Origin of the sequence: Billgrantia saliphila (genome assembly GCF_002930105.1) — a bacterium.
Classification (GTDB): Bacteria; Pseudomonadota; Gammaproteobacteria; order Pseudomonadales; family Halomonadaceae; genus Halomonas; species Halomonas saliphila.
Map to the genome: position 1 here is coordinate 1 of NZ_PJRN01000021.1, position 23853 is coordinate 23853.

Sequence of the window (23853 nt, forward strand, 5' to 3'; positions counted from 1 at the left end):
GAAGGCCTCGGACGGGGTCATCTTCTGTTTGCCCTGCACGACATGGCGGGCGTCTTGGTTCTCTGGGGTGCTCATCGGGGTCCTCCTCGGCGATCGCCGAAACGTTTTATGGTACGAATGGTCTCGTTTTTAGAAACCTGAGCAAAATCTAGCTTCCTACCCACAATGTCGTCAACACATATCTCGAAAAACGGTACGATTTGATCAATTATAAGAAATATGTATAGACTAGGGTCAGCCCCCTGGCATATTTCACCGCCAGACCTTCATGGACCAAAACGGGTCAGACCCAACGGCAACCTTGCCGAGGAGGCAGCAATGACTGACTTGATGAACGCCAAACCCGATGTGATGCGCTCGGCACGTGAGCTTTTCGGCATTGATAGCGACCTGCAGGTGCCTGCCTTCAGTAAACGCGATGAGTACGTGCCCGAGATCGATGAGGTGTATCGCTTCAATCCAGACGTCACGCTTGCGATTCTGGCCGGCTTTACCCGCAATCGCCGTGTGATGGTCCAAGGGCTGCATGGAACCGGGAAGTCGACCCATATCGAGCAAGTAGCCGCTCGCCTCAACTGGCCTTGCCTGAGGGTCAACTTGGATGGCCATATCAGCCGTCTCGACCTGGTGGGAAAGGACGCTATTGTGATACGCGACGGGATGCAGGTGACCGAATTCCAAGAGGGCATCGTGCCCTGGTCACTTCAGCGGCCGGTCGCGCTGATCTTCGACGAGTACGACGCCGGGCGACCAGACGTCATGTTCGTTATCCAGCGCATCCTCGAGCGGGACGGCCACTTCACCCTGCTCGACCAGAACCGGGTAATCCATCCCCACCCGCATTTCCGCCTGTTCTCCACCGCCAACACCGTGGGGCTAGGTAACCTGACCGGGCTCTACCAGGGCACGCAGGTGCTCAACCACGCCCAGATCGACCGCTGGAACATTGTCGCCAAGCTCGGCTACCTACCTCGCGATGAGGAGGCGGCGATCGTGCTTGGCCGGGTGCCCACCAAGGATAACGAGAAGGGCCGCCAGCTAATCGCCTCAATGGTCGCGGTCGCCAACCTGACCCGCCAGGGTTTCGCCGCCGGAGACCTGTCGACTTTGATGTCACCTCGCACGGTGATTACCTGGGCAGAGAACTGCGAGATTTTTCGCAATCCGGCGCTGGCCTTCCGCCTGTCTTTCCTCAACAAGTGCGACGAGGCCGAACGGCCTCTGGTCGCCGAATACTACCAGCGCTGCTTCGGCGAAGAGCTCGACGAATCCTGGATGCTTGAGGCGAATCCGTCATGACCGCAAGCGCACAGCAGCAGGCTCGCCGGCAGCAACGGATTGAGGAGCTGTGCGCGGCCAGCCTGCGTGCGATGACCGGCCACCTCGATCTGCACTATCGCGGGCGGCGCCTCTACCAGGGCGAAGCGCGCCTGCCGACCCATGCACCGCACCTGCGAATTGATCCCGGCCAGGACGACTTCGCCGACTGCCGCGCCGTCGCCGACGGCATTGCGCTGCGCCTGCTGCACTCTGATGCGAGCCTCCACCGCCAATGCTGCCCGAAAGACCCGGTCGAGCGGCTGGTCTTCGAACTGCTCGAGCAGTTGCGAGTGGAGACCCGCACGCCCGACGTCATGCCGGGCATGGCCGACAACCTGCTACATCGCTTTGAGCGCTGGTCGCGCGACTTCTACCGCTCCGGCCTCACCGAAGGCAGCATTGGCCTACTGCTCTATACCGTGGCCCAGATGTGTTGGTCGCGGCTGCACGCCCGCCCGGTGTTGGAGGAGACCGAGGACTACATCGAGGGCACCCGCGCCTCCTTGGTGGGCGAGCTAGGCACTGCCCTGCATGGCCTACGCCGCCAGCGTCTCGATCAGGCCGCCTACGCCGAGCATGCTCTGGCGATCGCCCGCATCGTCGGCGAACGGGTGCGTGCCGAACGAGCCCAGACCGAAGGAGACGACGAGGCCGCCGTACAAAAAGATGAGGTCACCGACGCCTTTGCCCTGCTACTCGATTTCGAAGACAGCAACGGAGACGATGGAGAAATCGCCGCTGCCAACACCGGGCGCAGCAAGGTCTTCGAGGACAGTGCCCAGGCCTATCATGTCTTCACCACCCGCTTCGACCGCGAGGTCGCGGCCGGCAGCCTGGTACGCCGAGCCCTGCTGCGCGAGTATCGAGAACGGCTCGATCAGGCGACCGTCGAGCGAGGCATCAACCTGCCTCGCCTGGCCCGTCGCCTCGGCAGCGTGCTCTGGGAGCCACGTCCCGACGGCTGGGCTTTCGGCGAGGAGGAGGGCCGTATCGACGGGCGTCGCCTCGCCCAGCTAGTCAGTTCGCCCACCGAGCGCCGCCTGTTCTATCGCGAGCAGGTCAAGCTGGGCACCGACTGTGCCGTGAGCCTGCTGATCGACTGCTCAGGCTCGATGAAGCACCACATCATGCCCGTGACGATGATGGCCGAGAGCCTGATTCGCGCCCTGGAAATGATTGGGGCGAGTACCGAACTGCTAGGCTTCACCACAGGCGCCTGGAACGGCGGCCGCACCTACCAGGTGTGGACGCGCGGTGGGCGCCCCCGCAGGCCGGGGCGCCTCAACGAGGTCTGCCATATGGTGTTCAAGGACGCCGAGCACAGCTGGCGACGTGCCCGCACCGACATCGCCGCCCTGCTCAAGCCCGACCTGTTCCGCGAGGGCATCGACGGCGAGGCGGTGGAGTGGGCCTGCGAGCGCCTGCTCGCGCGCCCCGAGACCCGACGCCTGCTGATGGTAATCTCCGATGGCTGCCCTGCCGACAGCGCCACCAACCTGGCTAACGACGCCTACTACCTGGACAACCACCTCAAGGAGGTGGTCGCCCGCCGCACCCGGGAGGGCCAGGTGGAAATCCTGGGCCTGGGCGTGGGCCTGGACCTCAGCCCCTTCTACCGTCGCTGCCTGGCCACCGATATGGCCCAAGCACTGGACACCCACCTGTTCGACGAGATCGTCGAGCTGATCGGCGGCCGTCACCGACGCTGATGATCGCACCACTAGGCACAACATTGCGTGCCACTTCCGAGGAGACCGCTATGGCCAAGACCCGCCTGGTACACCAGTTCGGTATGGGCAGCTCGATCCGCAGCCGCAACTATACGGAGGCCGCGGCTCGCGCCATTCGCGATGCCCTGTGGCACAACTCGCTGAACGTTGCCGACGCCTTCGGCTTTCCCAAGGCGGCCATGCTGATCGACGTCGAGATCGGCGTGCAACAGCCCGAGGCCGTGGATACCGCGGCCCTGCTAAGCATCTTTCCGTACGGCCAGCCGCGAGTCTCGGTGGTCAGGGGCGGGCTCGACGTGGACAAGCCCGGCGGCGGGGGCACCACGGTGATCGCCAATGCCGCCGTCATCGTCTCCTTCGAGATGGAGCGGAACCATGACTGAACGACGCATCATCCTCGAAATGGGCACCGGCAACGACCTCTACGGCGAGGACTACACCAAGGCGGCCTGCCGCGCCGTGCAGGACGCCCTGCACCACTCCTCCATCGTACTGTTCAAGTCACTGGGCATCGACCACCGCGAGATGCGCGTGCAGGTCACCATCGGTGTGCAGCAACCCGATCGTGTCGACGTAGACGTGGTCACGGCCGAACTGCCCCGCGGCCGGGCCGAGGTCAACATCGTGCACGGCGGGCTCAACGTCCACGACACGGACAACGACACCACCCATGTAATTGCCACGGCGGCAATCGCGGCTCTGCTGCCGATCGATCCCGCCCAATGGCGGCTAAACAAGATGGCGAGGCCTGATCGTCCGATGGGCTGACGCCGCCGGTTTCCGCCTCCGCCATTCATTGCCGGCCACAGGTCCCATTATTATCTCCCGACTGGCCCCAACGGTTAGTGAACCAGCCCTGCTAGGGTCATAACTAGTGACAAGCAATAGACGGAAACGCCGGGGCCAGAGGCAAGCGTCCCGTGCCCACGGTTTTCCCGATAACAACCACAAGGCATTCGTGAGCGTCCCATGTCCAAGCGCGTTTCTCTGCCACGCCGAGCTCGGCTCCTGGCCGGGTCGCTGGCCCTGCTGCTGAGCGCGGCCTCCAGCGCCCAGGCGGCCAGTATCGACCAGGCCGTTGAGACCCTCATCGCCCCCGTCTCGCAGTTCACCTCCGCGTTGATCTTCTTCACCCTGCCCCTGTTCGGCGCCGAGCTGCCGCTGGTGGTGCTGTGGCTCATCGCCGGCGCGGTGTTCTGCACCGTCTATTTCAACTTCATCAACGTGCGTGGCCTAGGCCATGCGTTCAGGCTGGTGCGTGGCGACTATGCCGACCCCAAGGACAAGGGGGAGGTCTCGCACTTCCAGGCACTGGCCACCGCGGTCTCCGGGACCGTGGGGATCGGCAACATCGGGGGGGTCGCCATCGCAATCTCGCTGGGCGGCCCCGGCGTGCTGTTCTGGATGGTGCTGGCCGGCTTCCTGGGCATGTCGACCAAGTTCGTCGAATGTGCCCTGGCCACCCATTACCGCCGCCAGAATGCCGACGGCAGCGTCTCCGGCGGGCCGATGTTCTATCTCGCCCATGGCCTGGCCGAACGCGGCCTGCCGCGCCTGGGGCGCGCCCTGGGTAAGTTCTACGCGGTGGGGATCGTGATCGGTTGCCTGGGGATCGGCAACATGTTCCAGTCCAACCAGGCCTTCATGCAGTTCGTCAATGTCACCGGCGGCGCCGAGGCCAGCTGGTTTGCCGACAAGGGCTGGCTATTCGGCCTGATCATGGCCGCGCTGATCGGCATCGTAATCATCGGCGGCATCAAGTCGATCGCCCGGGTCACCGAGAAGGTGGTGCCCGTCATGGCCCTGCTCTACTGCAGCATGGCACTGCTGGTTCTCGCCATGAACGCCGAGGCCATCCCCTACGCCATCGGTGCCATCTTCCAGGGCGCCTTCACCGCCGAAGGGGTCGCCGGCGGTACCCTGGGCGCCATCATCATCGGCTTCCAGCGGGCGGTATTCTCCAACGAGGCCGGTATCGGCTCATCGGCCATCGCCCATGCCGCGGTGCGCACTCGACAGCCGATGACCGAAGGCTATGTTTCGCTGCTCGAGCCCCTGGTCGACACCATCATCATCTGCAGTCTGACCGGCCTGGTAATCGTCACCACGCTCTACTATGACCCGGCCCTCACCAATGGTTCTAGCGGCATCGAGATGACCTCACGGGCCTTCGAGCGCAACGTGGCCTGGTTTCCGCTGCCGCTGTCGGTGGCGGCCCTGCTGTTCGCCTTCTCCACCGCCATCTCCTGGTCCTACTATGGCCTCAAGGGCTGGAGCTACCTGTTCGGGGAGGGGCGACTGGGACGCAACCTGTTCAAAGGGCTGTTCTGTACCTTCATCGTGATCGGCTCGATGATCCAACTGCAGTCAATGCTCGACCTCTCCGATGCCCTGGTATTCGTGATCTGCGTGCCCAACATCCTCGGCATTTACCTGCTGGCACCGGTGATCAAGCGGGAGCTGAAGCGCTACCACCGAAAACTGGCCAGCGGCGAGATCCTCGATCATCGCGCTCGCGCATCGCTGTCGCCGACCACTACCACATCAACGAAGGCCTCTGACCCGGCCAATGGCTGAATCCACTGGCCAGGAGCCTCAAGCCAGGACATTTCAAGAGAAGGCTCCCATGACCAGGTCGTTGCGGAACGCCGTCAGCACGGCTAAGGCGATACGGCAGCCCGAGGTGGCAGCGTCCCCACTCCCTTTAGCGCTTGTTTCGCTCGCCAACATATAACCGTACAATCTATTAATTCTTCTATTTATTCCTTTTCATCGATCATTGGCTCTTTATACTGCGGAGATAACCTGTATGACATGGGAGGCTCGACGTCTCCCAACCTGTCTTCCAGTATCTGGTATCTGGTAGCCGGAGGCACGAGCCATGATCGAACCACAACGGACAATCAGCCGTAGTCAGTTGGAAGAGCGGATCGCCTACCTGCAGGTGACACTCGCGGCGCTGACCGCGCAGTTGGAGAGCCAGCGCCAACTCGATAAGGCCGCAGGAACAGAATCCGTCCACTCACCTCTAGACACTCCCTCACCAGACCCGATCGAAATTCCCTTGCCGATCGCGGCCGGCTGATTCACCGTCGACTGGCATACGACCGCGCCGAAAAGGCACGACCTTAGCTTCTCGTGCCTTGCGTTCGGGTTTTTTATGGGCCGGACGAGTCGCTGCCCAAGCGACGCGAAAGACTCGCCAGTGCCTCGTCCGTCGAGGTAAAGCAGTTCGTCTCGGTGAGCGTCTCGCAATAGCGGGTCTGGCGCAGCAGCGTCAGCGCCGACGGCTTGAAGCTGCAGAAGTACAGCTCGCCGCCCAGCGCCCTCAGCCGATCGACCTCGCGGGCCAGCAGTTCCGCACCGGCAAAGTCGATGAAATTGACCCCCTGACCAACCAGCACAATGTGCCGATAACCATCGGCGGTCTGCTGGTGCAGCGTCCATTGCACATGATCCACGGCGCCGAAATACAGCGATCCCTCGAGTCTGAGTACCTGCACCTGGCCATCGGGTAGCCGACCGGGAGCGGCCGGCACCGCGTACGGCGCGCCGGCGCACGACTCGGGAGCGAGCGGCACCAGCGGCGGCTGCGCGGTGCGCTTGAGGTAGAGGACGAGCGACAGCAGTACACCCAGGTAGATGGCGAACTCCAGGGCCAGCAACAAGGTCGAGGCGAAGGTCACCCCCAGGATAGCTGTCTCGCTGCGGCTGATACTCACCAGGTCACGGATCTCGTGCCAGTCGATCAGGTTCCAAGCGATCAGTAACACGATGCCCGCCATGGCCGGCATCGGCAGGTGTCGGGTAATGCCCGGTGCCAGCAGCAGGGTCCCAACCAGGATGACCGAGGCGAACACTGCCGCCAGCGGCGTGCGAGCCCCGGCATCGTAGTTGGCACCGCTGCGGGTGAAGGAGCCGGACCCGGCATAACAGGAGAAGAAACTGCCCACCACGTTGGACAGCCCCTGCCCCACGAACTCCTGATTGCCGTCGATGCGCTGGTGAGAGCGCATGGCCACGGCCCGGGCGATGGAGACCGCCTCGATCAGCGCGATGATGGCCACGGCCAGGGCCCCGGGGGCCAGCTCGCGCAGGGCCTCGAGGGACAGGATCGGCATCGAGGGCGGCGGCAGTTGAGCGGGCATGGCGCCCACCATGGGCACACCACGCTCGGCTCCGCCGATCCCCCAGGCAAAGAGGCCACCCACCGCCATGGCGAGCAACATGTAGGGCCAGCGCGGACAAAAGCGCCGAATCAGGAGTGCACTGCCCAGGGTCACCAGGCCGACGGGCAGTACGGCGAAATTGGTCTCAGGCAGAGCCTTGGCGACGTCGATCAGGGACGGGATGAATGCCTGGCCCGAGGGCAGCTCGAGCCCGAGGAGATGCCGCAGCTGGCTGGTGGCGATGAGCACCGCGGCACCGGCGGTGAAGCCGATCACCACCGTATGAGAAATGAAGTTCACCAGCGTCCCGAGACGCACCAGCCCCAGCGCCAGTTGGATGAGCCCCGTCAGCAGGGTCAAGGTAATCACATAGGGGATGAACTCGGGGCTGTCCGGAGAGACCACGCCGGAGACCACACTGAACACGACGATAGAGATCGCCGCAGTGGGCCCTGATACAAGATGCCGCGACGAACCGAACAGGCCGGCCACGATGGCCGTGACAATCGCCGTATAGAGCCCGTACTGGGGCGGCAGACCCGCAATCAAGGCATAGGCCACCCCTTGCGGCAGCACGATCACCGCCCCGGTCAGACCGGCCAACAGGTCGGCGCGCAGGGAGGTTCGATCCACCCCGGGGAGCCAGGTCAGAAAGGGGAAGAGTCGCGGCAGCCGCGGAGAGGAGGTGCGTTTCATGAGGCCTCCCATTCCCGGCTCAGCACTGTCAGCACTGCTGGCGACCGTAATATAGATTAACCACGTGACGCGCCTCGGCGAAGAACAGCCAGCGCTCCGCCAGTAATCCGACGATCACCACCAAGGGCGCCAGAAGCGCCACCATGGCGATATCTGTCCTCAGGAGTACCACCAGCATCAGGAATGGCAGGATGAAGCCACAGAGATGAACGACCAGACGTAGTCGCAGGATCCGTTCAGCCGCCGCCTGGAAGCTGAATTCACGGTTGAGGAAACTGTCGCTGCTCTGGCCCGGCTCGAGCATCTTGATACGCGAGCGCGTGATGCCCAGCGCGGTATTGATGGTGGGCCCCTGGGGCTTGCCGATCCAGAAGTAATAGACGCCCTTGGCGATCCCCGCGATCACCAGCAGCACCAGCGCCATCGTTGCCACGGTTTCCGCGCTCCCCCCGAATGCCACTGTCAGGGCGGTCAGAATAACCGCCCCGGAGGCGAGCCCGAGCAGCAGGTAGTTGGCAGGCACCAGTGGGCTGTTCCACTGAGGGATGGTGCGCAGGCTGGCGTAGATCATCCCGGTGGTGAATACCGTGGCGAGCGCCAGCAGCATCGCCAGGGTGCCGGCGATCGCCGACCACCAGGCCAGCTCGCCTCCGAAGAGCCACAGCCCCAGCGCGTAGAGCATCACGCACGGGTAGAACAGCACCGAGAAGACCGCCTCGCGCGACAGCCAGGAGGTGCGGAAGCGGAAGAAGGCACGCCAGGCATTCTTGGGGTTGGCGAGGTGCAGCGTGGACGCCAGCAGCCCCAGGGTGGCCAGCACGATGCCGACGAGGATCGCCGCCAGGGTGCCGGAGCCTTCCATGCCCGGCACGCCACCCAGCAGGTGAAGCGAGATCGTGAGCATGACCAGACCGAAGCCGGCGCCGGACGCGACGGTAAAGAAGATGACGGACAATGCAGGATGCATGTAACTCTCCTGTTAGCGCGAGACGCTCTTGCCGATCCAGCTCTTGAAGCGCTCGGTCAGCGATGGCAGGGGGGTACCCGACGTGGTCTCCGCATGGGGCTTGTGGCGTGGCGGCAGGTAGTGATTGACCGGGTTGTAGCCGAGTTCGGACATGGGTTGGTAACCATTACGTTCCCGCACCAACCGGCTGACCTCGGAGTCCGGGTCATCGAAGTCGCCGAACACCCGCGCACTGGTGGGGCAGGTAAGCACGCAGGCCGGCTGCCGATCGGCCTCGGGCAGCAACTCGTCATAGATGCGATCCACGCACAGGGTGCATTTCTTCATTGTCCCGACGGCCTCGTCCAGCTCGCGTGCGCCATAGGGACACGCCCAGGCACAGAGGTTGCAGCCCATGCACTTGTCCTGGTCGACCAGCACGATGCCGTCCTCCTCGCGCTTGAAGGAGGCGCCGGTGGGACACACCGTGACGCAATCCGCCGTTTCGCAGTGCATGCACGACATGGGCATGTTGATGGTCTTGTTGTTGGGGTAGGTGTCCACCTCGTAGGTACGCACCCGGTTGAAGGCGACGCCACTGGGTTCCTTACCGTAAGGCTGGTAGTCGGTCAGCGGGCCCAAGGTCCCTGAGGTGTTCCACTGCTTACAGGCCACCACGCAGGCGTGGCAGCCCACACAGGTGTCCGTATCGATGACCAGGCCGAGTTTCATGTCTACCTCCGCTTGATGATGTCCAGGAGAGAGCGACGCAGGGGCACCGCTTCATGGGTCTGATAGCGAAGCTGATCGGGTGGGGACGTGGCGCCGGGCAGCGGCTTCACGGTGGCGAAATGCGGCCAGCTGCTGCCCGCCTCGTCCGGCTCGGCCGGGGTGATGCTCACTTGGAGGTCGTACCAGGCGGCCTGGCCGGTGACCGGGTCGGAGTTGGTCAGGCGCCGCTCGTCATCGGCGGCCGGCAGCAGCTCCGAGATCAGGTGGTTCATCAGGAAGCCGCGCTGCGATTCGGGGGCATCCGCTGACAGGCCCCAGGCCCCGCTCTGCTTGCCGATCGCGTTCCAGGTCCACACCGTGTCCTCCTGGCAGCCCTCCATCAGCTTAACCTGCACCCGAATACGGCCGTGATGCGATTCGACCCATACCCAGCTCTTGTCCTCGATCCCGAGGCGCTCGCCGCGGCCGCGGTTCATGAACAGGAAGTTTTCCGCGGTGATCTGGCGCAGCCAGGCATTCTGCGAGTCCCAGGAGTGATACATGTGCATCGGGCGCTGGTTGATGGCATGGAAGGGGTAACGTTCCCGCTCCACGCGCTGTTCCTCCAGCGGCACGTAGTACTGGGGCAGCGGATCGAAGTACTGTACCAGGCGCTCGCGGTCTACCGTCTCGGGCGGCAGCGGGCCGGCGTAGAGCCCCTGCCCGGCCAGGCGGAACTTCTGCAGTACCTCGGAGTAGAGCTCCATGACGATAGGCTCGCTAGAGGGGTTGAACCCCACCTCCTTGGCCCACTCCAGGTAGTCACGGTTGGCGAAGCGGTAGAAGCGCATGTGCTCTGGCAGGTGGTACTGGAAGAACCCGCCGTTTTCCTTGTACTTCTCCCACTGCTGCGGGTTCGGCGCCCCGCGCAGGTGCTGGGTGCCGTCCTCGCCACGCCAGCCGGCGAGGAAGCCGATACCGGGGGCCTTCTCCCAGCGGGTGATGAAATCGGTGTAACCGCGATACTTAGGCTGGCCCTGCTCATCGACAAAGGCCGGAAAGCCCAGCCGCCCGGCCAGATCCACCATGACCTCCTGCCAGGGCCGCACGTTGCGGTCCGGCGCCAGCACCGGCACTCGCACGGCGTCGCACGGCGAGTCCGGCTCGGAGATCGGCCGGTCGAGCATGGAGATGGCGTCATGACGTTCCAGATAGGTGGTATCCGGCAGCACCAGGTCGGCGAAATTCACCGTCTCTGAGTGGAAGGCATCCACCACCACCAAAAACGGCAGTTTGTAGTCGCCGTTGGCATCCTTGGCCCGCAACATGTCCTGCACGCTGTTGGTGTTCATGGTCGAGTTCCAGGCCATGTTGGCCATGAACAGGATCAAGGTGTCGATGGGGTAAGGGTCGCCGTTGACCGCGTTGGTGATGACCATGTGCATCAGTCCGTGATTCGCCAGCGGCGCCTCCCACGAATAGGCCTTGTCGATACGCAGCGGGCGGCCGTGGGCATCGATGACCAGGTCCTCGGGCGCCGTGGGAAAGCCCAGCGGCGGTGCCTTCAGGGGGGTATTCGGCGCCGTGTCGCGTGCGGGCTTGACGGGAGGCGGCGTATGCCGGGGAAATGGCGCCTTGGCCCGATGCCCTCCCGGCACGTCGATTGTGCCCAGGAAGACCTGCAGCAGATGCAGCGCCCGGCAGGTCTGAAAGCCGTTGGAGTGGGCCGAGATGCCGCGCATGGCGTGCATGGCCACGGGCCGGCCAATGAAGCGGTCATGCTTGCGCCCGGCCCAGTCGGTCCACTCGCACTCGATTTCGATGGTCTCCTTGAAGGCCACGTGGGCCATCTCGAGCGCCAGGCGCTCGATGGTGTCCGCAGACAGACCGCACACCTCCGCCGCCCTCGCCGGGGCATACTGCGGATCGAGATACTTCTCGGCGATCAGCGTCATCACGGTGCGCGCCCGGCGTCCATCGGGCAGGGTGTACTCGCCGAACAGCGCCGCCTCGACCTCTGGCATCATGCCATTGACGGACACTTCCTGGGCGGTGTCCCAGACAAGCGGCTGGCCCTCGTCGTCGCGGGCGATCAGGCCATCATCGGCATGGCCGGGATTGTCGATCACCAGGAACGGTGCATTGGTGTAGCGCCCCAGGTACTCCCAGTCCACCAGGTCACGGCTGAGCAGTACATGGCACATGGAGAGCGCGAGCATGCCGTCGGTCCCGGGTCGGATCGGTACCCACTCATCGGCGACGGCCTGGTAGCCGGTGCGCACGGGGTTGACCGCGACGAACTTGGCCCCGCGGCGCTTGAGTTTCTCGATGCCGATCTTGATCGGATTGGAGGCATGATCCTCGGCCACCCCCCACAGCATGAAGTACTTGGCCCGATCCCAGTCGGGATCGCCGAACTCCCAGAATGACTGGCCGATGCTGTAGAGCCCGGCGGCGGCCATGTTCACCGAGCAGAAGCCGCCGTGGGCTGCCCAGTTGATGGTGCCGAACTGCTGCGCCCACAGACCAGTGAGGGCCTGCATCTGATCGCGGCCGGTGAAGAAAGCCAGTTTCTTCGGGTCGGTGGCGCGGATCTCGCGCAGCCGCTCGGTGAGGACATCCAGTGCCTCGTCCCAGGATACCTCGACGAACTCACCGTCACCGCGTTCGGTTCCCGGCTTGCGCATCAAGGGGTTGCGCAGCTTGGCCGGAGACATCTGCTTCATGATCCCGGCATTGCCTTTGGCGCAGAGCACGCCCTTGTTGATGGGGTGGTCGGGATTGCCGCGGATGAAGCGCACCTGGTTGGCCTCCACGGTCACTTCGATGCCGCAGCGACAGGCGCACATGTAGCAGGTGGTATGGCGCTTCTCCTGGGCCGAATGGTCTTCAAAGTAGGGCAGCTCCCGAGTAGTGGAGGCTGATTCCGTGCTTGACACAGCACCATTCGGCGCGAAAAGCATTTGGAGAACCTTGTTCTTCACGGGCTAGCCTCCTTCGAACTGCCATCCGGTCCAGACCACAACACCTGGCAGTCAGTGCGTCTTGAAAATTGGAATAAATTTACCTCCTTTTAGAGACTAGCTTCGACTAATCTATATATACAGTTCATGGAAGTTAATCTCGCATAACCCAAGGTTATATAATGAATCTGCACCTTCTCCGGATATTCGTCAGCGTGGTCGAGGCCGGCAGCTTTTCCCGTGCCGCTGAGGCACTGGAGATAAGCCAACCTGCAGTATCCAAGGCGGTACGCGAGCTCGAGTCACAACTGGAAACCCCTTTACTGGACCGCCAGGGTCGCTCCTTCAAGCCAAGTGAGCCTGGCCATGCGCTCTACGATTATGGAAGGAGCATCTTTGCGCTGGAGAGGGAGGCACAGGAGACACTCGCGGCCTTCTACGGCCTGGAGCGCGGACGCCTCACGATCGGCGCCAGCACAACCATCGCTACCTACTGGCTGCCCCCCCTGATCGCCGAATTCCATGCTCGCCACCCTCATATCGAGATCCGCCTGATCAGCGAGAATACGAAGCAGATTGTCGAGCTGCTCATCGACTGCCGGCTGGATGTCGCCCTGGTCGAAGGCCAGGTATCAGATTCGCGGGTAGAGGCGCGCAACTGGTTCAAGGAAGACATGGTGGTCATTGCAGCTGATTCGCCCGAGCGGGCCATGCGGAACCCGGTCATTGATGCCCAGACCGTCTGGGTGGTTCGCGAGCACGGCTCGGGCAGCCGGGAAGCGACCGAGGCGCTCCTCAGCGAGCTGGATATCCGGCCTCCACACACAATCGAGGTGGGAAGCAATGAGGCCATCGTCCAGACGGTCTCATCAGGAATCGGGCTCGGCCTGGTTCCACGTATCTGTGCCCGAGATCAATTGAGACTCGGCCAAGTGAAGCAGGTAGATATCGGTAGGCCGGCGATTGAACGCCAGCTTTACCGCGTGCGACTACCGCACCGCACGATCAGTCAGGCAGGGATTGCTTTCGAGGCGATGCTTTCGCAACGGGCCTCGGACCATTGACCCCCAAGGCATTTCGTTTCGCAGGTCTCAGACAGGAAACAGGAACACCGGGCGGCGTGATTTGAGCGTCACCTTCCTTGCCACCGAACCGATGATCATGTCATTTACGCCTGCGTAACGACGCGAACCCAAGGCAATGCAATCTGCATCGATGCGATCGGCTTCGGCGAGGATGGTGCGCCCTGGGCGTCCGGTCAGCACCCGGATTTCTGCTACTCGGGCATTCATCGCTTCCTCCGACTCCAGGGTCGAGCGCGAGAACTGCTCCAAGCGTCGCTTTATCTCGCTGATCGCCTGGTCGAGGGTGGATTCACGATACCCACCCAGCACGGAGCTTGAAATATATCGCTCGGCAATATTATTGCGCAGGATCGATGGCTCCTCGATGACATGCACGATATGAATATCGGCTCCATACTGATCGGCTATGCTTGCCGCGCAGCGGAATACATCGGGCCCGCGCGGCCCCAGGTCGGTGGCATACAGAAGTCGGTTGATCTTGAAAGACATAATATGAACTCCAGAGGTTCCGGGAAGGCGGGCTTCCCGGACCGGGTTGCTATCCTGTCAAAGCGAGCAAGCCGCTAGGCCCGTCTCGCCGCTGGTTCCTGTTGTTGTTCGCTCAGTTCGCCCAGCATGTCAGCTATCTTCAGTCGCTGTACCTTGCCCGACGGCCCTCGAGGAAGCCACTGCACCGCATGGATCGCACGTGGCGTCTTAAACCTGCCGATTTCCCCGTCACAAAGCTCCTTGAGTTCGGCTTCGCTGGCGCTCTGGCCGCTCTTGAAAACGACACAGGCCATGATCTGCTGCCCGTACTGGTCGTCTTTCTGAGCGTAGGCGGCGGCTTCCAGCACGGCGGGGTGCTTGAGCAAGGCATCATCGATCTCTCGCGGCGCGATATTTTCGCCCCCCTTGATGATCAGTTCCTTGAGCCGTCCAGTGATATAAAAGAATCCATCATCGTCCTGATAGCCAAGATCCCCGGTGTGCAGCCACCCGTCAGAGGACAAAGCCTCAGCAGTTGCCTCGGGGTTCTTGTAGTACTCCTTCATGACATTGTCGCCACGCACCATGAGTTCGCCGATTTCGCCACGCGGGGCCTCCGTACCATCGGGCAACACGACCTTGACCTCATTGCGATAGGCAATCCCGGGAGAGCCGTACTGGATCTGGAAAGGGGGCAGCGGGTTGGAGAGAATCTGGGCGGCCGTTTCAGTCAGCCCCATGGTCTCGACCAGCGGAATGCCGAACTCTTTTTCGAACTCTTGATGGCTTGAGGCCGGCAGTGCCGACGATGCCGAGCGGCCGAAGCGCAGCTGCTCGAAGCCGGGCGTCGCTGGGATCGGCTCCTTGGTGGCGTTACCCCTCTCCAGTAGGTAAGCCACTATGGTGGGAACCACACTGAACCAGGTGCACTGATAGCCGCGAATCCATTGCCAGAATGAGCTGGTACTGAAGCGGTGCGGCATGATAACGCTGCCACCGCTGATCAGCGGTGCGATCACCGTCACGATCTCGGCATTTATGTGATAGAGCGGGAGAACACAGAGTGCTCGGTCCTCGGCCGAGAGGGCATGAGCCTCGACCGTGTTCCTGCCTCCCGCCACCACGTTGCCATGACTGAGCAGCACGCCCTTGGGCTTTCCAGTGGTTCCCGAAGTATACATCAACAACGCATTCGCTTCGGGCTCGAGGGACTGGAGTTGAGCCCCCTCGCCCTGCTCTCCTGATGGCCACTCGGGCCCTCGGTCGGGACACGCGGGAATCACACTGATCTTTCGCTGTACCTTGCCTGCCAGTGAGGCCGCTCGCTCCTCATGTTGACTGGAAGCGAATAACACATTGGCATCACAGTGATCCAGCACGTATTCGAGCTGGCTGTCACCGGCAATGGCATTGAGCGGGACAGCGACACGGCCGCTGGCCATTACAGCCAGCAGCAGTGTGGCTGTCCACAGCCCATTATCCATGAGCATGGCCACATGCTGCCCTCGCTGGCACCCCATGTCATCTAGGTGGGCGGATACCTGCTTGACGCTTGAGTGCAGCTCCGCGTAGGTCAATTGCTCACCACTTTCCGGAGCGATGAGGAACGCCTTCTCACCACATGCGTCTGCCTGGGATTGGATCAGATTCAGAACCGTCATTTATTATCTCCCGTCGCTTGCCTTGGATAGGCGTCAGGTACCGGCAAGGCCGTGTTTGTTCAGGTAATCACCGAACAGGTCGTCCATGGTGGGTTCGTTGCTGGGAATCGTGCGAGCGATCCGGGTGATATTGAGGTAGTGGCGATAGTTCATGTTGTCTGAGATGCTGTTCTGGCCCCATGTCCCGCACCCCATGGAAAGCGAGAACGGCAGGCCATTATCGAAGTTGCCACCGTTGGCGAAGGCGTGTGCCTGGTTGACGATCACTCGGCACACAGGCATTTCCAGTCCCAGACGCTGTACATGCGCGTCATCCTGCGTATGGATCCCGCAGGAGTGGCCCTTGCCTTGGTGGTCGAGCAGGCGGCGAGTCTGGTCAAAGGCCGCTTCGAAGTCCTTGGCTCGGTACACGGCCAGCACCGGAGAGAGCTTTTCTCCCGAAAAGGGATATTCCTCGCCCACGTGCTGCTCCTCGACCATAAAGAAGGTTGCGGATTGTAGTTCAGAGCGGCTCAGGCCGACACGCTGGGCAATTTCCGGCGCCTTGCGCGCAATGATGTGACGACTGAGATTTCCGTTCTCCCACATGGCAGCCTCGAGCTGCTGCTTCTCGGCCGACGTCAGCATCACCCCGCCACTGCGCTCTAGCGCCGCGATGGCATCGTCATAGACAGCATCGAGGATCACCAGGCTATTCTCCGACGAGCAGCTAGTGGCATTGTCAAACGTTTTCGAGGCGGTAATCTTGCGTGCCGCATCATCAAGCTCTGCGCTCTCATCAATGATCACGGGCACGTTGCCTGCGCCGACGCCCACCGCCGGCGTTCCACTGGAATACGCCGACCTGACATTGTTCTGAGAGCCCGTGACCACGATCAGATCCACCTGACTCATCAGCTCATAGGTGGTCGCCTTGCTGACCGGGGTCGGTAGCTGCTGGACCAGATCACGTGGCGCCCCGACTCGATCGAGTTCGGCATGAATGAATTCCAAGAGCAGAGTGCATGCTGCCTGCCCCTTGGGTGAGGGAGCCAAGATGATGGCATTACGCCCCTTGAGCGCATTGATCGTCTTGTTGGTGGGTGTTGCCGCTGGGTTGGTCGAGGGCACCACTGCCCCAACCACTCCGACAGGGCGAGCAATCTCCACCAGGCCCAGCTCAGGCAGTTCCTGGATCACGCCAACGCTCTTTGCACCCTGCAGGTCGCGTAAAAGCCCCATCGTCTTGCGTCGATTCTTGGTGATCTTGTCATCCACGTTGCCGAGCCCGGTGGTTTCCACGGCAAGCTCGGAAATCTGGCGATTCCTGTCAGGCTGGACCAGCGCCCAACCCACGGCAGTCACCACCTCATCGACCCGTGCCTGGTCATAACTTTCATACTCGGCTTGAGCAATGCGGGCGCGTTCCACTAGAGACGCCACGGCAGCTCTAGCATCAGGTGTGTCCTGAAGTTGGGTGACTTTCGTGCTGCTTGGCATAATCCTCTCCTTACCTAAGTAACTTAGATATATGAGTTGGCACACATTAATCCCCGTGCTTCCTTGCATGGCACAGTGTCAGGTCAATGTACGGCCCGCTCAGTCGTACTAGCCGGAAATGCAACAGCGGCTTGGCTGTCGCATTCTCGGCTCAGCGGTAGATCAATCTTCTGCAGCCTCTTCGAGCTCCTCGGGGTCCAAGCCGGCGAAGAGCTCCTCAAGGTAATCGTGACGTTCCTGCCACATCTCGCGCAGCTCTTCACGCCCCATGACCCGCATGGGAGAGCCGCCGTCCTTCAACTGGGCCTGGACCTCTTCATCGTTGAACATTTCGACCGCTCCTTCCGAGAGCTTCTCAAGGATCTCTTCGGATACCCCAGAGCGAGTCATCAAGCCGCGGAAGTTGACGCTGGAGTCATCGATGTCGTAGCCGGCTTCCTGGAAAGTCGGAACGTCGGGGAGAAAATCCTCATCGCGCTCAAGATCGGCGATGCCGAGAATCTTCAGCCGGTCCTGGCTGCGGTAGGCATCCGACAGGTTGTTAAAACCCGCCATGACCTGTCCGCCCTGTACGAAGCGAAGCGCATCGACCCCGCCGGAGGTGGGCACATACCGGAGCTCAATGCCAGCTTCATTTTCCAACTGCAGGGTGGCGATATGGTGGCCGACGAACAGACCCGCGCCAGAGACAGTGACGCGCCCCGGGTTTTCCCTGGCATACTCGACAAGATCATCGATGGTATCGAAGGGGCTGTCGCGGCCAACGATAAGTACTGCGGGGTCCACCCCCCAGTTGGCAATGGGTTCCAGGTTGTCGAGGTTATAATGCGTGTCGTACATCTGCGACTGGGCAATGAAGTGCGGCACATTATATGCGGCAATGTCATAGCCTTCATCGCGGCCATTTTGCACCAGATAGTTCCAGCCTACCTGGCCACCCGCTCCTGGCCGGTTGACGATCACCATTGGCTCGCCGAGGTACTCCTCCGCTTTGGAGGTTGCGATGCGCGCCTGAAAGTCAGTGGCACCTCCTGCCGAGTAGGAAACAATCACATTGATGGGGTTATTCGGATAATCCTCTGCCGCCCAGGCGGCGCCGCTGGCAACAGCCAGCGTACCCGCTACCATGCCGGCCAGAAGGGGGGTATTGAGGAGTTGGCGCTTGTTGTTCATGTCAGTGCTCCTTGAGGGTGGGGTTGTTATTTTCTTTGTTAAACCAGGATTCCGCTGGGAACCTGGACTCGGAGTACAGTTACGAAGATCAGGTAAAGCACTCCCAGGAAGAGTGCCGCAATGGCGGCACCGCGAATGGCCCCGTGCCAACTAAATCGCTGCGGGGTGTAAATCTGCGTGATGAGGAAGAATGCCAGGAAGGAGGTTGTAAAGAAGCCCAGCCATCCCATGACCAGTAGGAAGCCAAACAGAATCAGCAACAACGGCCAGATCCCGCCCCACGGGATCGGTTCTTCGTCGACGGTGGTAATCGGCTGACGAGGCACCAGCGCCAGCAGGACGAGAATGGCGGCACACAACACGGCACCAATGGCCGCCAGCTGCGGAAATTCGTACCCCGGCACGCTGGGCATGAAGGAGACGGTTGCCAGGCCGACCGCTACCAGCAGGGCACCCAGAGCAGTCAAGCGGTGCTTACGATGGCTCGTCATGACTTCACCTCCACAGTACGTCCGGACGACTGGCCACGCTGACGCGAACGCACCTTAAACTCAGCGACGATGCTGTAACCGATGGAAAGAACACAGAGCGCAACCAGGAATATATTGATGCCGCCCGTGAAGAAGTACTGGAAGGTGCCGTCCATAGCCTGGCCAAGCATTTGCCCTTGGAGAAAGTTGGTTTCGGCAATCGGCCCCAGAATAATACCGAGCACGACAGGACCGGGGCCGAAACCGAAGCGCATGGCAAAGTACATGGCACAACCCATCGTCATCATTATCATCACGTCAGAAACACTGTTCTGAACGCTGTAGGTGCCAAAGACTGCCAGCACCGCTACCGCAGCAGCCATATGATGCTTGGGTATGCGAATGACATATTTACTGAAACGGCTGATGTAGAGCCCGAACACCACCATCAGGACTTGGCTTACCAGCAACGCGCCCATGAAGGTCCACGCTATCGAGGCGTGTTGGGTGAACAGGTCCGGTCCGGGGAAAAGCCCCTGGATCAACAACCCGCCCAGCAGTACGGCAGCTGTCGGGCTTCCGGGAATCCCCAGCGACAGCATGGGCACCAGTGATGCCCCAACCATGGAGTTGTTGGCACTCTCCGAGGTTATCACGCCTTCCGGCTCGCCCTTGCCGAACGCTTCAGGGTTCTTGCTGAACTTCTTGTTCTGGTCATAGGCGATCAGCCCGGCAATTTGCCCACCGGCGCCGGGAATCAGTCCGACCAGTGTGCCTACGATACTTCCGATACTCAGCGCGCGAACCTTGGACAAGTTATACACCACTGACGTCCAGACTAGACGCTGCTCCATGCCGAAGGCCTCCTTGCCACGCCCGCGGCGAGATTCTTCCACCATCTGGAAGACTTGGGGAATGGCAAAGAGTCCAATCAGCGCTGGAATAATGGTGACGCCACCCTGCAGGTGCTCAGTGAAAACGAAGCGTTCGGTGCCTGCCACGGGATTGAAGCCGATCAACGAAATCCAGACCCCGACGGCACCGGCAAGCAGGCCCTTGAGCACCGAGGTACTTCCCAACGAGCCAATCACCGTAATCCCGAGGATCGCGATCCAGAACAGCTCGGATGGACCGAAACGCAGGGCGAAGCCTGCCAGCAACGGGGTGAAGAAGATCAGCACCAGCACCCCGATCACGCCTCCCACGCCGGAACTGATGAAGCAGTAATGGAGCGCTTCCGTTGCGCGACCGTTCCTGGCCATGGGATGGCCGTCGAGCATGGTCGCTATGTTGGCTGGCGCGCCGGGTATGTTTACCAGGATGGCGCTCACGGCACCTCCCGCCACCGTTGCGGTATACAACACCCCAAGCAGAATCAGCCCGGAAGTGGCATCCATCTGGAAGGTAAAGGGAATGAGCAAGGCTACCGCCATGGTAGGGCTGAGACCTGGGGTAGCCCCGAGCAGCAGCCCAACCACAGTCCCGGCGATGAGTATCGTCAGGTTCCAGCCGCTCAGTACCTGTGGTAGGTATTGGATTAACTCCACGAGACTACTCCTCCTCTGCTAGCCCAATCCGCGTCGGGCGTTACTTGTTATATGAGGAACTGCCGATTGCAAGTCATGTACATAACCTATCTAACGTACTAGACTAGAGATCAGGGGACTGTCAACGACAGGCATGCTAACTCTTACAGGGGGAGTGCAGGACAAGACATCAGTCAAGCAGGCCGCGTAAAAGGCAAGAGCATGTTTTTACGTATTTAATGTCATAATTTCGGCCAGCCGCTCGACCTGGCCGACGGATACAAAATGAGACACAAATTCTGATGAAAGGACGAGTATCCCATCACCCGCAAGGGATCTGTGTTGTACGGTAATATGTATCCACACGATGGCAGCACGCCCGTCACTGCGGCATGAGCGCCTCAACGGGAACCGAAGACCATGCAGCTGGATGCTAAACGTGAGGAAAACGCCGTGTATATGGAGACACCCCCCGAGGCCGATCGGTTGAACCTGTTCACTTCAACTCCACTCGAGGCGATCAAGGGCAAGCCGCTCTACCGCGTCGTCGAAGATCACATTCGGACCCTTATCAATACCGGCCGACTTGTCCCCGGTGACCTAATTCCCTCTGAATCACAGCTTGCAAAGGCCTTGGGAGTCAGCCCCGGTACCGTAAAGAAAGCCATTACCAACCTCGTCTGGGAGCGGTTGCTGTTCAGACACCAGGGGAAAGGGACCTACGTCTCTCGAATCGACTTCGAGAAAAGCTTGTTTCGATTTTTCTCATATGGTGATGCCGAAGGTCGCTCGATCCGCATTCAGAAAACAACGACCGCTCGCTGCCGGCAACCCGGTCCCAAAGATATTTGCAGACGACTTGGCGTAGCAGAAGGCTCGGAACTTGTCTACATTGAGCGCTTGGGCTCGATAGGAGACCAGCCCATTCTGGTCGAATATTCTTGGTGGCCAGCCACCGTAGTACCAGGACTTGAAAATGAAAACATCCACATCCCGGATTTCCTCTATGCCTTGGTGCTTGACCAATACGGTGTACCGATCTTGCGGGCCCAGGAAACACTCACCGCCGATGCCGCTGATGCCAAAACAGCCAAGATGATCGGTATTGCTGAAGGGACGCCGGTCGTCGTCCTCAAGCGTACGACATACACGACGGGGGATCGGATCGTGGAGGTGAGGACCACCAAGGGCAGAGCCGATCGTTTCAGTTACAAAACTGAAATTCCTTAGCGTATTTTCTGGCAAGGGGGTGAAGCCAATATACGTCCCGTTGGTCATACATTGCGCTGAAGCTTGGAGCCGGTGATCTCCCCAAGCACTGAGCGCAAGATTCGCCGTCGTCGGTGTTCCGACCCTGCCTTCAAGGTCAAAATCGTGTCGGCCTGCCTGCAGGGCGATGCCCCAATTGCCCAGGTCGTGCTGCAGCCTGGAGTGAACATCAACTTCGTCCGTGAGGCCAAGCGCAAAGCTGGTAAATTATATTCCGTTGGCCGGGGTTCTAGTATGCCCCAGCTCGGTATCGAAGTATTACTCTACGATAAAAGTAGCGCTTAGCAGTTTTCCCTTCCGCAAGCAGACAAGGAATTTGGTTGACGCGCGCCTAACATACAGCGAGTTGAAAAACTCTACTCATTTGAGCATTACAAACTATCTAAGCGCTGGGTTAGCCATTCACAGAGAAATGGCGAGTCCTCTCCGATGAAGTCCAGTTCGCTCTCGTCTTTAAACCAGTTTTCAATCTCCCGGCTGGTTAACCGCCCCGCCGCACACTGCCGTGCCAGTACGCTACCGTCGTCCAGGCGAACGACGCCATTAAAGCGCAGGATCTGCTTGGGCATCTCATGTAATAACGCACTCACCTCATTCATAACCATGGCAGACTCGCGCTTCCAGCTGAGCGTCTCGAGCCCCAGGGCATTGATGCTCGTCGCCGTGGAGAGACCTGAACGCACGGGGCGAAACTTAGGCGCCTCGCTCCAGCGAACAGCCGCTTCTCCTCGTCGGGGCTCAGGCGCCGATCTCGCCCCTCCCCCGGGCTGGGCTTGCGGATGTTCTGGACGGGGTTGTAGGTCAGGCCCAGGCCCCATCCCTGGATAGCGACAGTGCAAAGATGGCCGAGCAGGGCGAGTTCCAGGCGCACGGTATTGGGGCTGATGGGCTGCCCCCCTGCGTCCCAGGCTGTTGAGCCGCGTGTCGCGGTAGCTGGCGATAAGTTCCGGCGTTAGTGCCGCAAGGGAGTACTTCCCCAACTGCTCGATCAGCGTGTTCGCCTTGTGGCGTTCGCACTTCTGGGTGCTGGGCTTCTTGGTGGGGGTGATGTCGGCCAGGTAGCGCTTGAGTGCCGCTTCCAGCGTCATCCGCTCCGAGGCGCTGCGCTGGGTATAGACACCGCGCACCATCTCGTCTTCGGTGCGGCGTGCCCAGTCCTGGGCGTCGCGCTTGGTGCGGAAGGTCTTGGCGGTAGTGGGCCAGCCGGTCTTGCGGATGACGACTTTCCAGCTACCAGAGGGGGTCTTGACGATGCTGGCCATGTAAATCTCCAGGGGGCTGAAGGATCGGCACTGTACCGAAACTGTACCCTTGGAACATGGGACTCACCAGGGAGAATTGCTAACGCCCTGATTTTAATGGTGGGCCCAGCTGGACTCGAACCAGCGACCAAGGGATTATGAGTCCCCTGCTCTAACCAACTGAGCTATAGGCCCTGCATTGCGCCGCCGTATGATAGCGAAAGGCACTGGGCGAGGCCAGAGGCCGATGTGTTGGATTTACCGTTCGGGCACTTCCCGGCGTTCGGCGTGTCTCGGGAAGAGTGCCATCGCCAGGAGACGCTCCGCCCATGAAACGCCTTTCCTCTGCTTTATCGCTGACTGCCCTGGGTGCCTCCACCCTGCTGCTCGCCCTGCCGGCATTGGCCTGGGAGCTCGAGCCGGAGCGCTCGCGTGTGTCGGCCACGGTGATGCAGATCACCCCCGACGGCCCCGTTCCCCGCCAGCACGAGGTGCGTCGGCTGGTCGGCAGTGCCGACGAGGACGGCACCCTGCGCCTACCGCTGAGCCTCAACCAGAGCGATGTGATCGAGCGGCTCGGGTCATTGCCGCCGTGGCTTTCAGGGCTGACCCAACGCCCCCTGGCCACGCTGACCACTCAATTTCCGCCGGAGCGATTGGAACGCCTGGCGGTGGGCGAGTCGCTGGTGGAAACCCTGACGCTCAAGGTTGAGTCGGGCAATGCCATGCGGGAGGAGTCGCTGCCGGTGCGCTTCACCAAGACGGCCCAAGGCCAGGTGCAGGTGACCAATGCCGAACGCGTGGCGCTGGACGGTCGCACCCTGATGGCCGACCCCACCCTGCGCTCCGTGCTGCTGTTGCTCGGCTACGAGCAGATCGGCGACGAGGTGCCGGTCACCCTCGACGCGATGCTGGTGCAACCAGAGACTTGATGTCTCTTAGTCGG

At 61.3% G+C, this 23853-nt stretch carries 20 protein-coding genes and 1 tRNA gene; 9 read left to right on the plus strand and 12 right to left on the minus strand.

The features are described 5' to 3' along the window. The first annotated feature begins 318 nt into the window (after positions 1–318). The 6 genes from CYJ07_RS17860 to CYJ07_RS17885 all read left to right on the plus strand — a co-directional run bounded on the left by CYJ07_RS17860 (position 319) and on the right by CYJ07_RS17885 (position 6135). Positions 319–1299 carry an AAA family ATPase gene (locus CYJ07_RS17860; RefSeq protein WP_104205076.1) on the plus strand — a complete coding sequence of 327 codons (981 nt, stop codon included), beginning with the start codon at positions 319–321 and terminating at the stop codon, positions 1297–1299. Beyond that, the gene (locus CYJ07_RS17865) at positions 1296–3029 is read left to right on the plus strand and encodes a cobaltochelatase CobT-related protein (RefSeq protein WP_104205077.1); all 1734 of its coding nucleotides are present in this window, start codon (positions 1296–1298) and stop codon (positions 3027–3029) included. The genes CYJ07_RS17860 and CYJ07_RS17865 overlap by 4 nt, the downstream gene beginning before the upstream one ends. Positions 3030–3079: 50 nt before the next feature. Further along, positions 3080–3433 carry a Lin0512 family protein gene (locus CYJ07_RS17870; RefSeq protein ID WP_104205078.1) on the plus strand — a complete coding sequence of 118 codons (354 nt, stop codon included), beginning with the start codon at positions 3080–3082 and terminating at the stop codon, positions 3431–3433. Beyond that, the gene (locus CYJ07_RS17875) at positions 3426–3818 is read left to right on the plus strand and encodes a Lin0512 family protein (protein WP_104205079.1); all 393 of its coding nucleotides are present in this window, start codon (positions 3426–3428) and stop codon (positions 3816–3818) included. Before CYJ07_RS17870 ends, CYJ07_RS17875 begins: the two co-directional genes overlap by 8 nt. 201 nt (positions 3819–4019) lie before the next feature. Further along, positions 4020–5627, plus strand: a complete 1608-nt coding sequence (locus CYJ07_RS17880; RefSeq protein WP_104205080.1) for an alanine/glycine:cation symporter family protein — start codon at positions 4020–4022, stop codon at positions 5625–5627. A 304-nt stretch (positions 5628–5931) separates the two neighbouring features. Continuing rightward, positions 5932–6135 carry a hypothetical protein gene (locus CYJ07_RS17885; protein WP_104205081.1) on the plus strand — a complete coding sequence of 68 codons (204 nt, stop codon included), beginning with the start codon at positions 5932–5934 and terminating at the stop codon, positions 6133–6135. A gap of 73 nt (positions 6136–6208) precedes the next feature. Here the strand turns inward: CYJ07_RS17885 and CYJ07_RS17890 are convergent, their stop codons facing one another. The 4 genes from CYJ07_RS17890 to CYJ07_RS17905 are packed head-to-tail and all read right to left on the minus strand — an operon-like array spanning position 6209 to position 12511. Further along, entirely contained in the window at positions 6209–7915 is a 1707-nt protein-coding gene (locus CYJ07_RS17890) for a SulP family inorganic anion transporter (protein WP_197038422.1), read from the minus strand. A gap of 28 nt (positions 7916–7943) precedes the next feature. Further along, positions 7944–8882, minus strand: a complete 939-nt coding sequence (locus CYJ07_RS17895; RefSeq protein WP_104205083.1) for a dimethyl sulfoxide reductase anchor subunit family protein — start codon at positions 8880–8882, stop codon at positions 7944–7946. A gap of 12 nt (positions 8883–8894) precedes the next feature. Next, positions 8895–9593, minus strand: coding sequence for a 4Fe-4S dicluster domain-containing protein (locus CYJ07_RS17900; RefSeq protein ID WP_104205084.1), 699 nt, complete (start codon positions 9591–9593; stop codon positions 8895–8897). A 2-nt stretch (positions 9594–9595) separates the two neighbouring features. Continuing rightward, a complete protein-coding gene (locus CYJ07_RS17905; RefSeq protein ID WP_231489683.1) occupies positions 9596–12511 on the minus strand; it encodes a molybdopterin oxidoreductase family protein in 2916 nt (971 codons plus the stop codon). Between the two features lie 206 nt (positions 12512–12717). On the opposite strand from CYJ07_RS17905, the gene CYJ07_RS17910 reads away from it, so the two are divergent. Next, positions 12718–13599 carry a LysR family transcriptional regulator gene (locus tag CYJ07_RS17910; protein WP_104205086.1) on the plus strand — a complete coding sequence of 294 codons (882 nt, stop codon included), beginning with the start codon at positions 12718–12720 and terminating at the stop codon, positions 13597–13599. 27 nt (positions 13600–13626) lie between these two features. Here CYJ07_RS17910 and CYJ07_RS17915 read toward each other — a convergent pair whose 3' ends face one another. The 6 genes from CYJ07_RS17915 to CYJ07_RS17940 form a co-directional block, all read right to left on the minus strand. Next, positions 13627–14109, minus strand: coding sequence for a universal stress protein (locus CYJ07_RS17915; RefSeq protein ID WP_104205087.1), 483 nt, complete (start codon positions 14107–14109; stop codon positions 13627–13629). 74 nt (positions 14110–14183) lie between these two features. After that, complete coding sequence (locus CYJ07_RS17920) at positions 14184–15749, minus strand: AMP-binding protein (protein ID WP_104205088.1); 1566 nt, start codon at positions 15747–15749, stop codon at positions 14184–14186. A gap of 33 nt (positions 15750–15782) precedes the next feature. Continuing rightward, positions 15783–17228, minus strand: coding sequence for an acylating sulfoacetaldehyde dehydrogenase (sauS, locus tag CYJ07_RS17925; protein ID WP_104205089.1), 1446 nt, complete (start codon positions 17226–17228; stop codon positions 15783–15785). A gap of 162 nt (positions 17229–17390) precedes the next feature. Further along, on the minus strand, positions 17391–18401 hold the full coding sequence (locus CYJ07_RS17930) for a tripartite tricarboxylate transporter substrate binding protein (protein ID WP_104205090.1): 1011 nt from the start codon (positions 18399–18401) through the stop codon (positions 17391–17393). A 38-nt stretch (positions 18402–18439) separates the two neighbouring features. After that, complete coding sequence (locus tag CYJ07_RS17935; RefSeq protein WP_104205091.1) at positions 18440–18892, minus strand: tripartite tricarboxylate transporter TctB family protein; 453 nt, start codon at positions 18890–18892, stop codon at positions 18440–18442. Then, positions 18889–20418 (minus strand): tripartite tricarboxylate transporter permease, encoded by a 1530-nt coding sequence (locus CYJ07_RS17940; RefSeq protein ID WP_104205092.1) that lies wholly within the window; start codon positions 20416–20418, stop codon positions 18889–18891. Before CYJ07_RS17940 ends, CYJ07_RS17935 begins: the two co-directional genes overlap by 4 nt. Before the next feature lie 399 nt (positions 20419–20817). Here CYJ07_RS17940 and CYJ07_RS17945 point away from each other — a divergent pair, with 399 nt between their 5' ends. Continuing rightward, a complete protein-coding gene (locus CYJ07_RS17945) occupies positions 20818–21627 on the plus strand; it encodes a GntR family transcriptional regulator (protein WP_197038423.1) in 810 nt (269 codons plus the stop codon). Positions 21628–22037: 410 nt separating this feature from the next. Here CYJ07_RS17945 and CYJ07_RS20670 read toward each other — a convergent pair whose 3' ends face one another. Further along, positions 22038–22928 (minus strand): GTP-binding protein, encoded by an 891-nt coding sequence (locus tag CYJ07_RS20670; RefSeq protein WP_231489684.1) that lies wholly within the window; start codon positions 22926–22928, stop codon positions 22038–22040. Between the two features lie 97 nt (positions 22929–23025). Beyond that, positions 23026–23102: transfer RNA gene (locus CYJ07_RS17960), tRNA-Ile, on the minus strand. 134 nt (positions 23103–23236) lie between these two features. Here CYJ07_RS17960 and CYJ07_RS17965 point away from each other — a divergent pair. Then, on the plus strand, positions 23237–23839 hold the full coding sequence (locus CYJ07_RS17965; RefSeq protein ID WP_104205094.1) for a hypothetical protein: 603 nt from the start codon (positions 23237–23239) through the stop codon (positions 23837–23839). Positions 23840–23853: the final 14 nt, after the last annotated feature.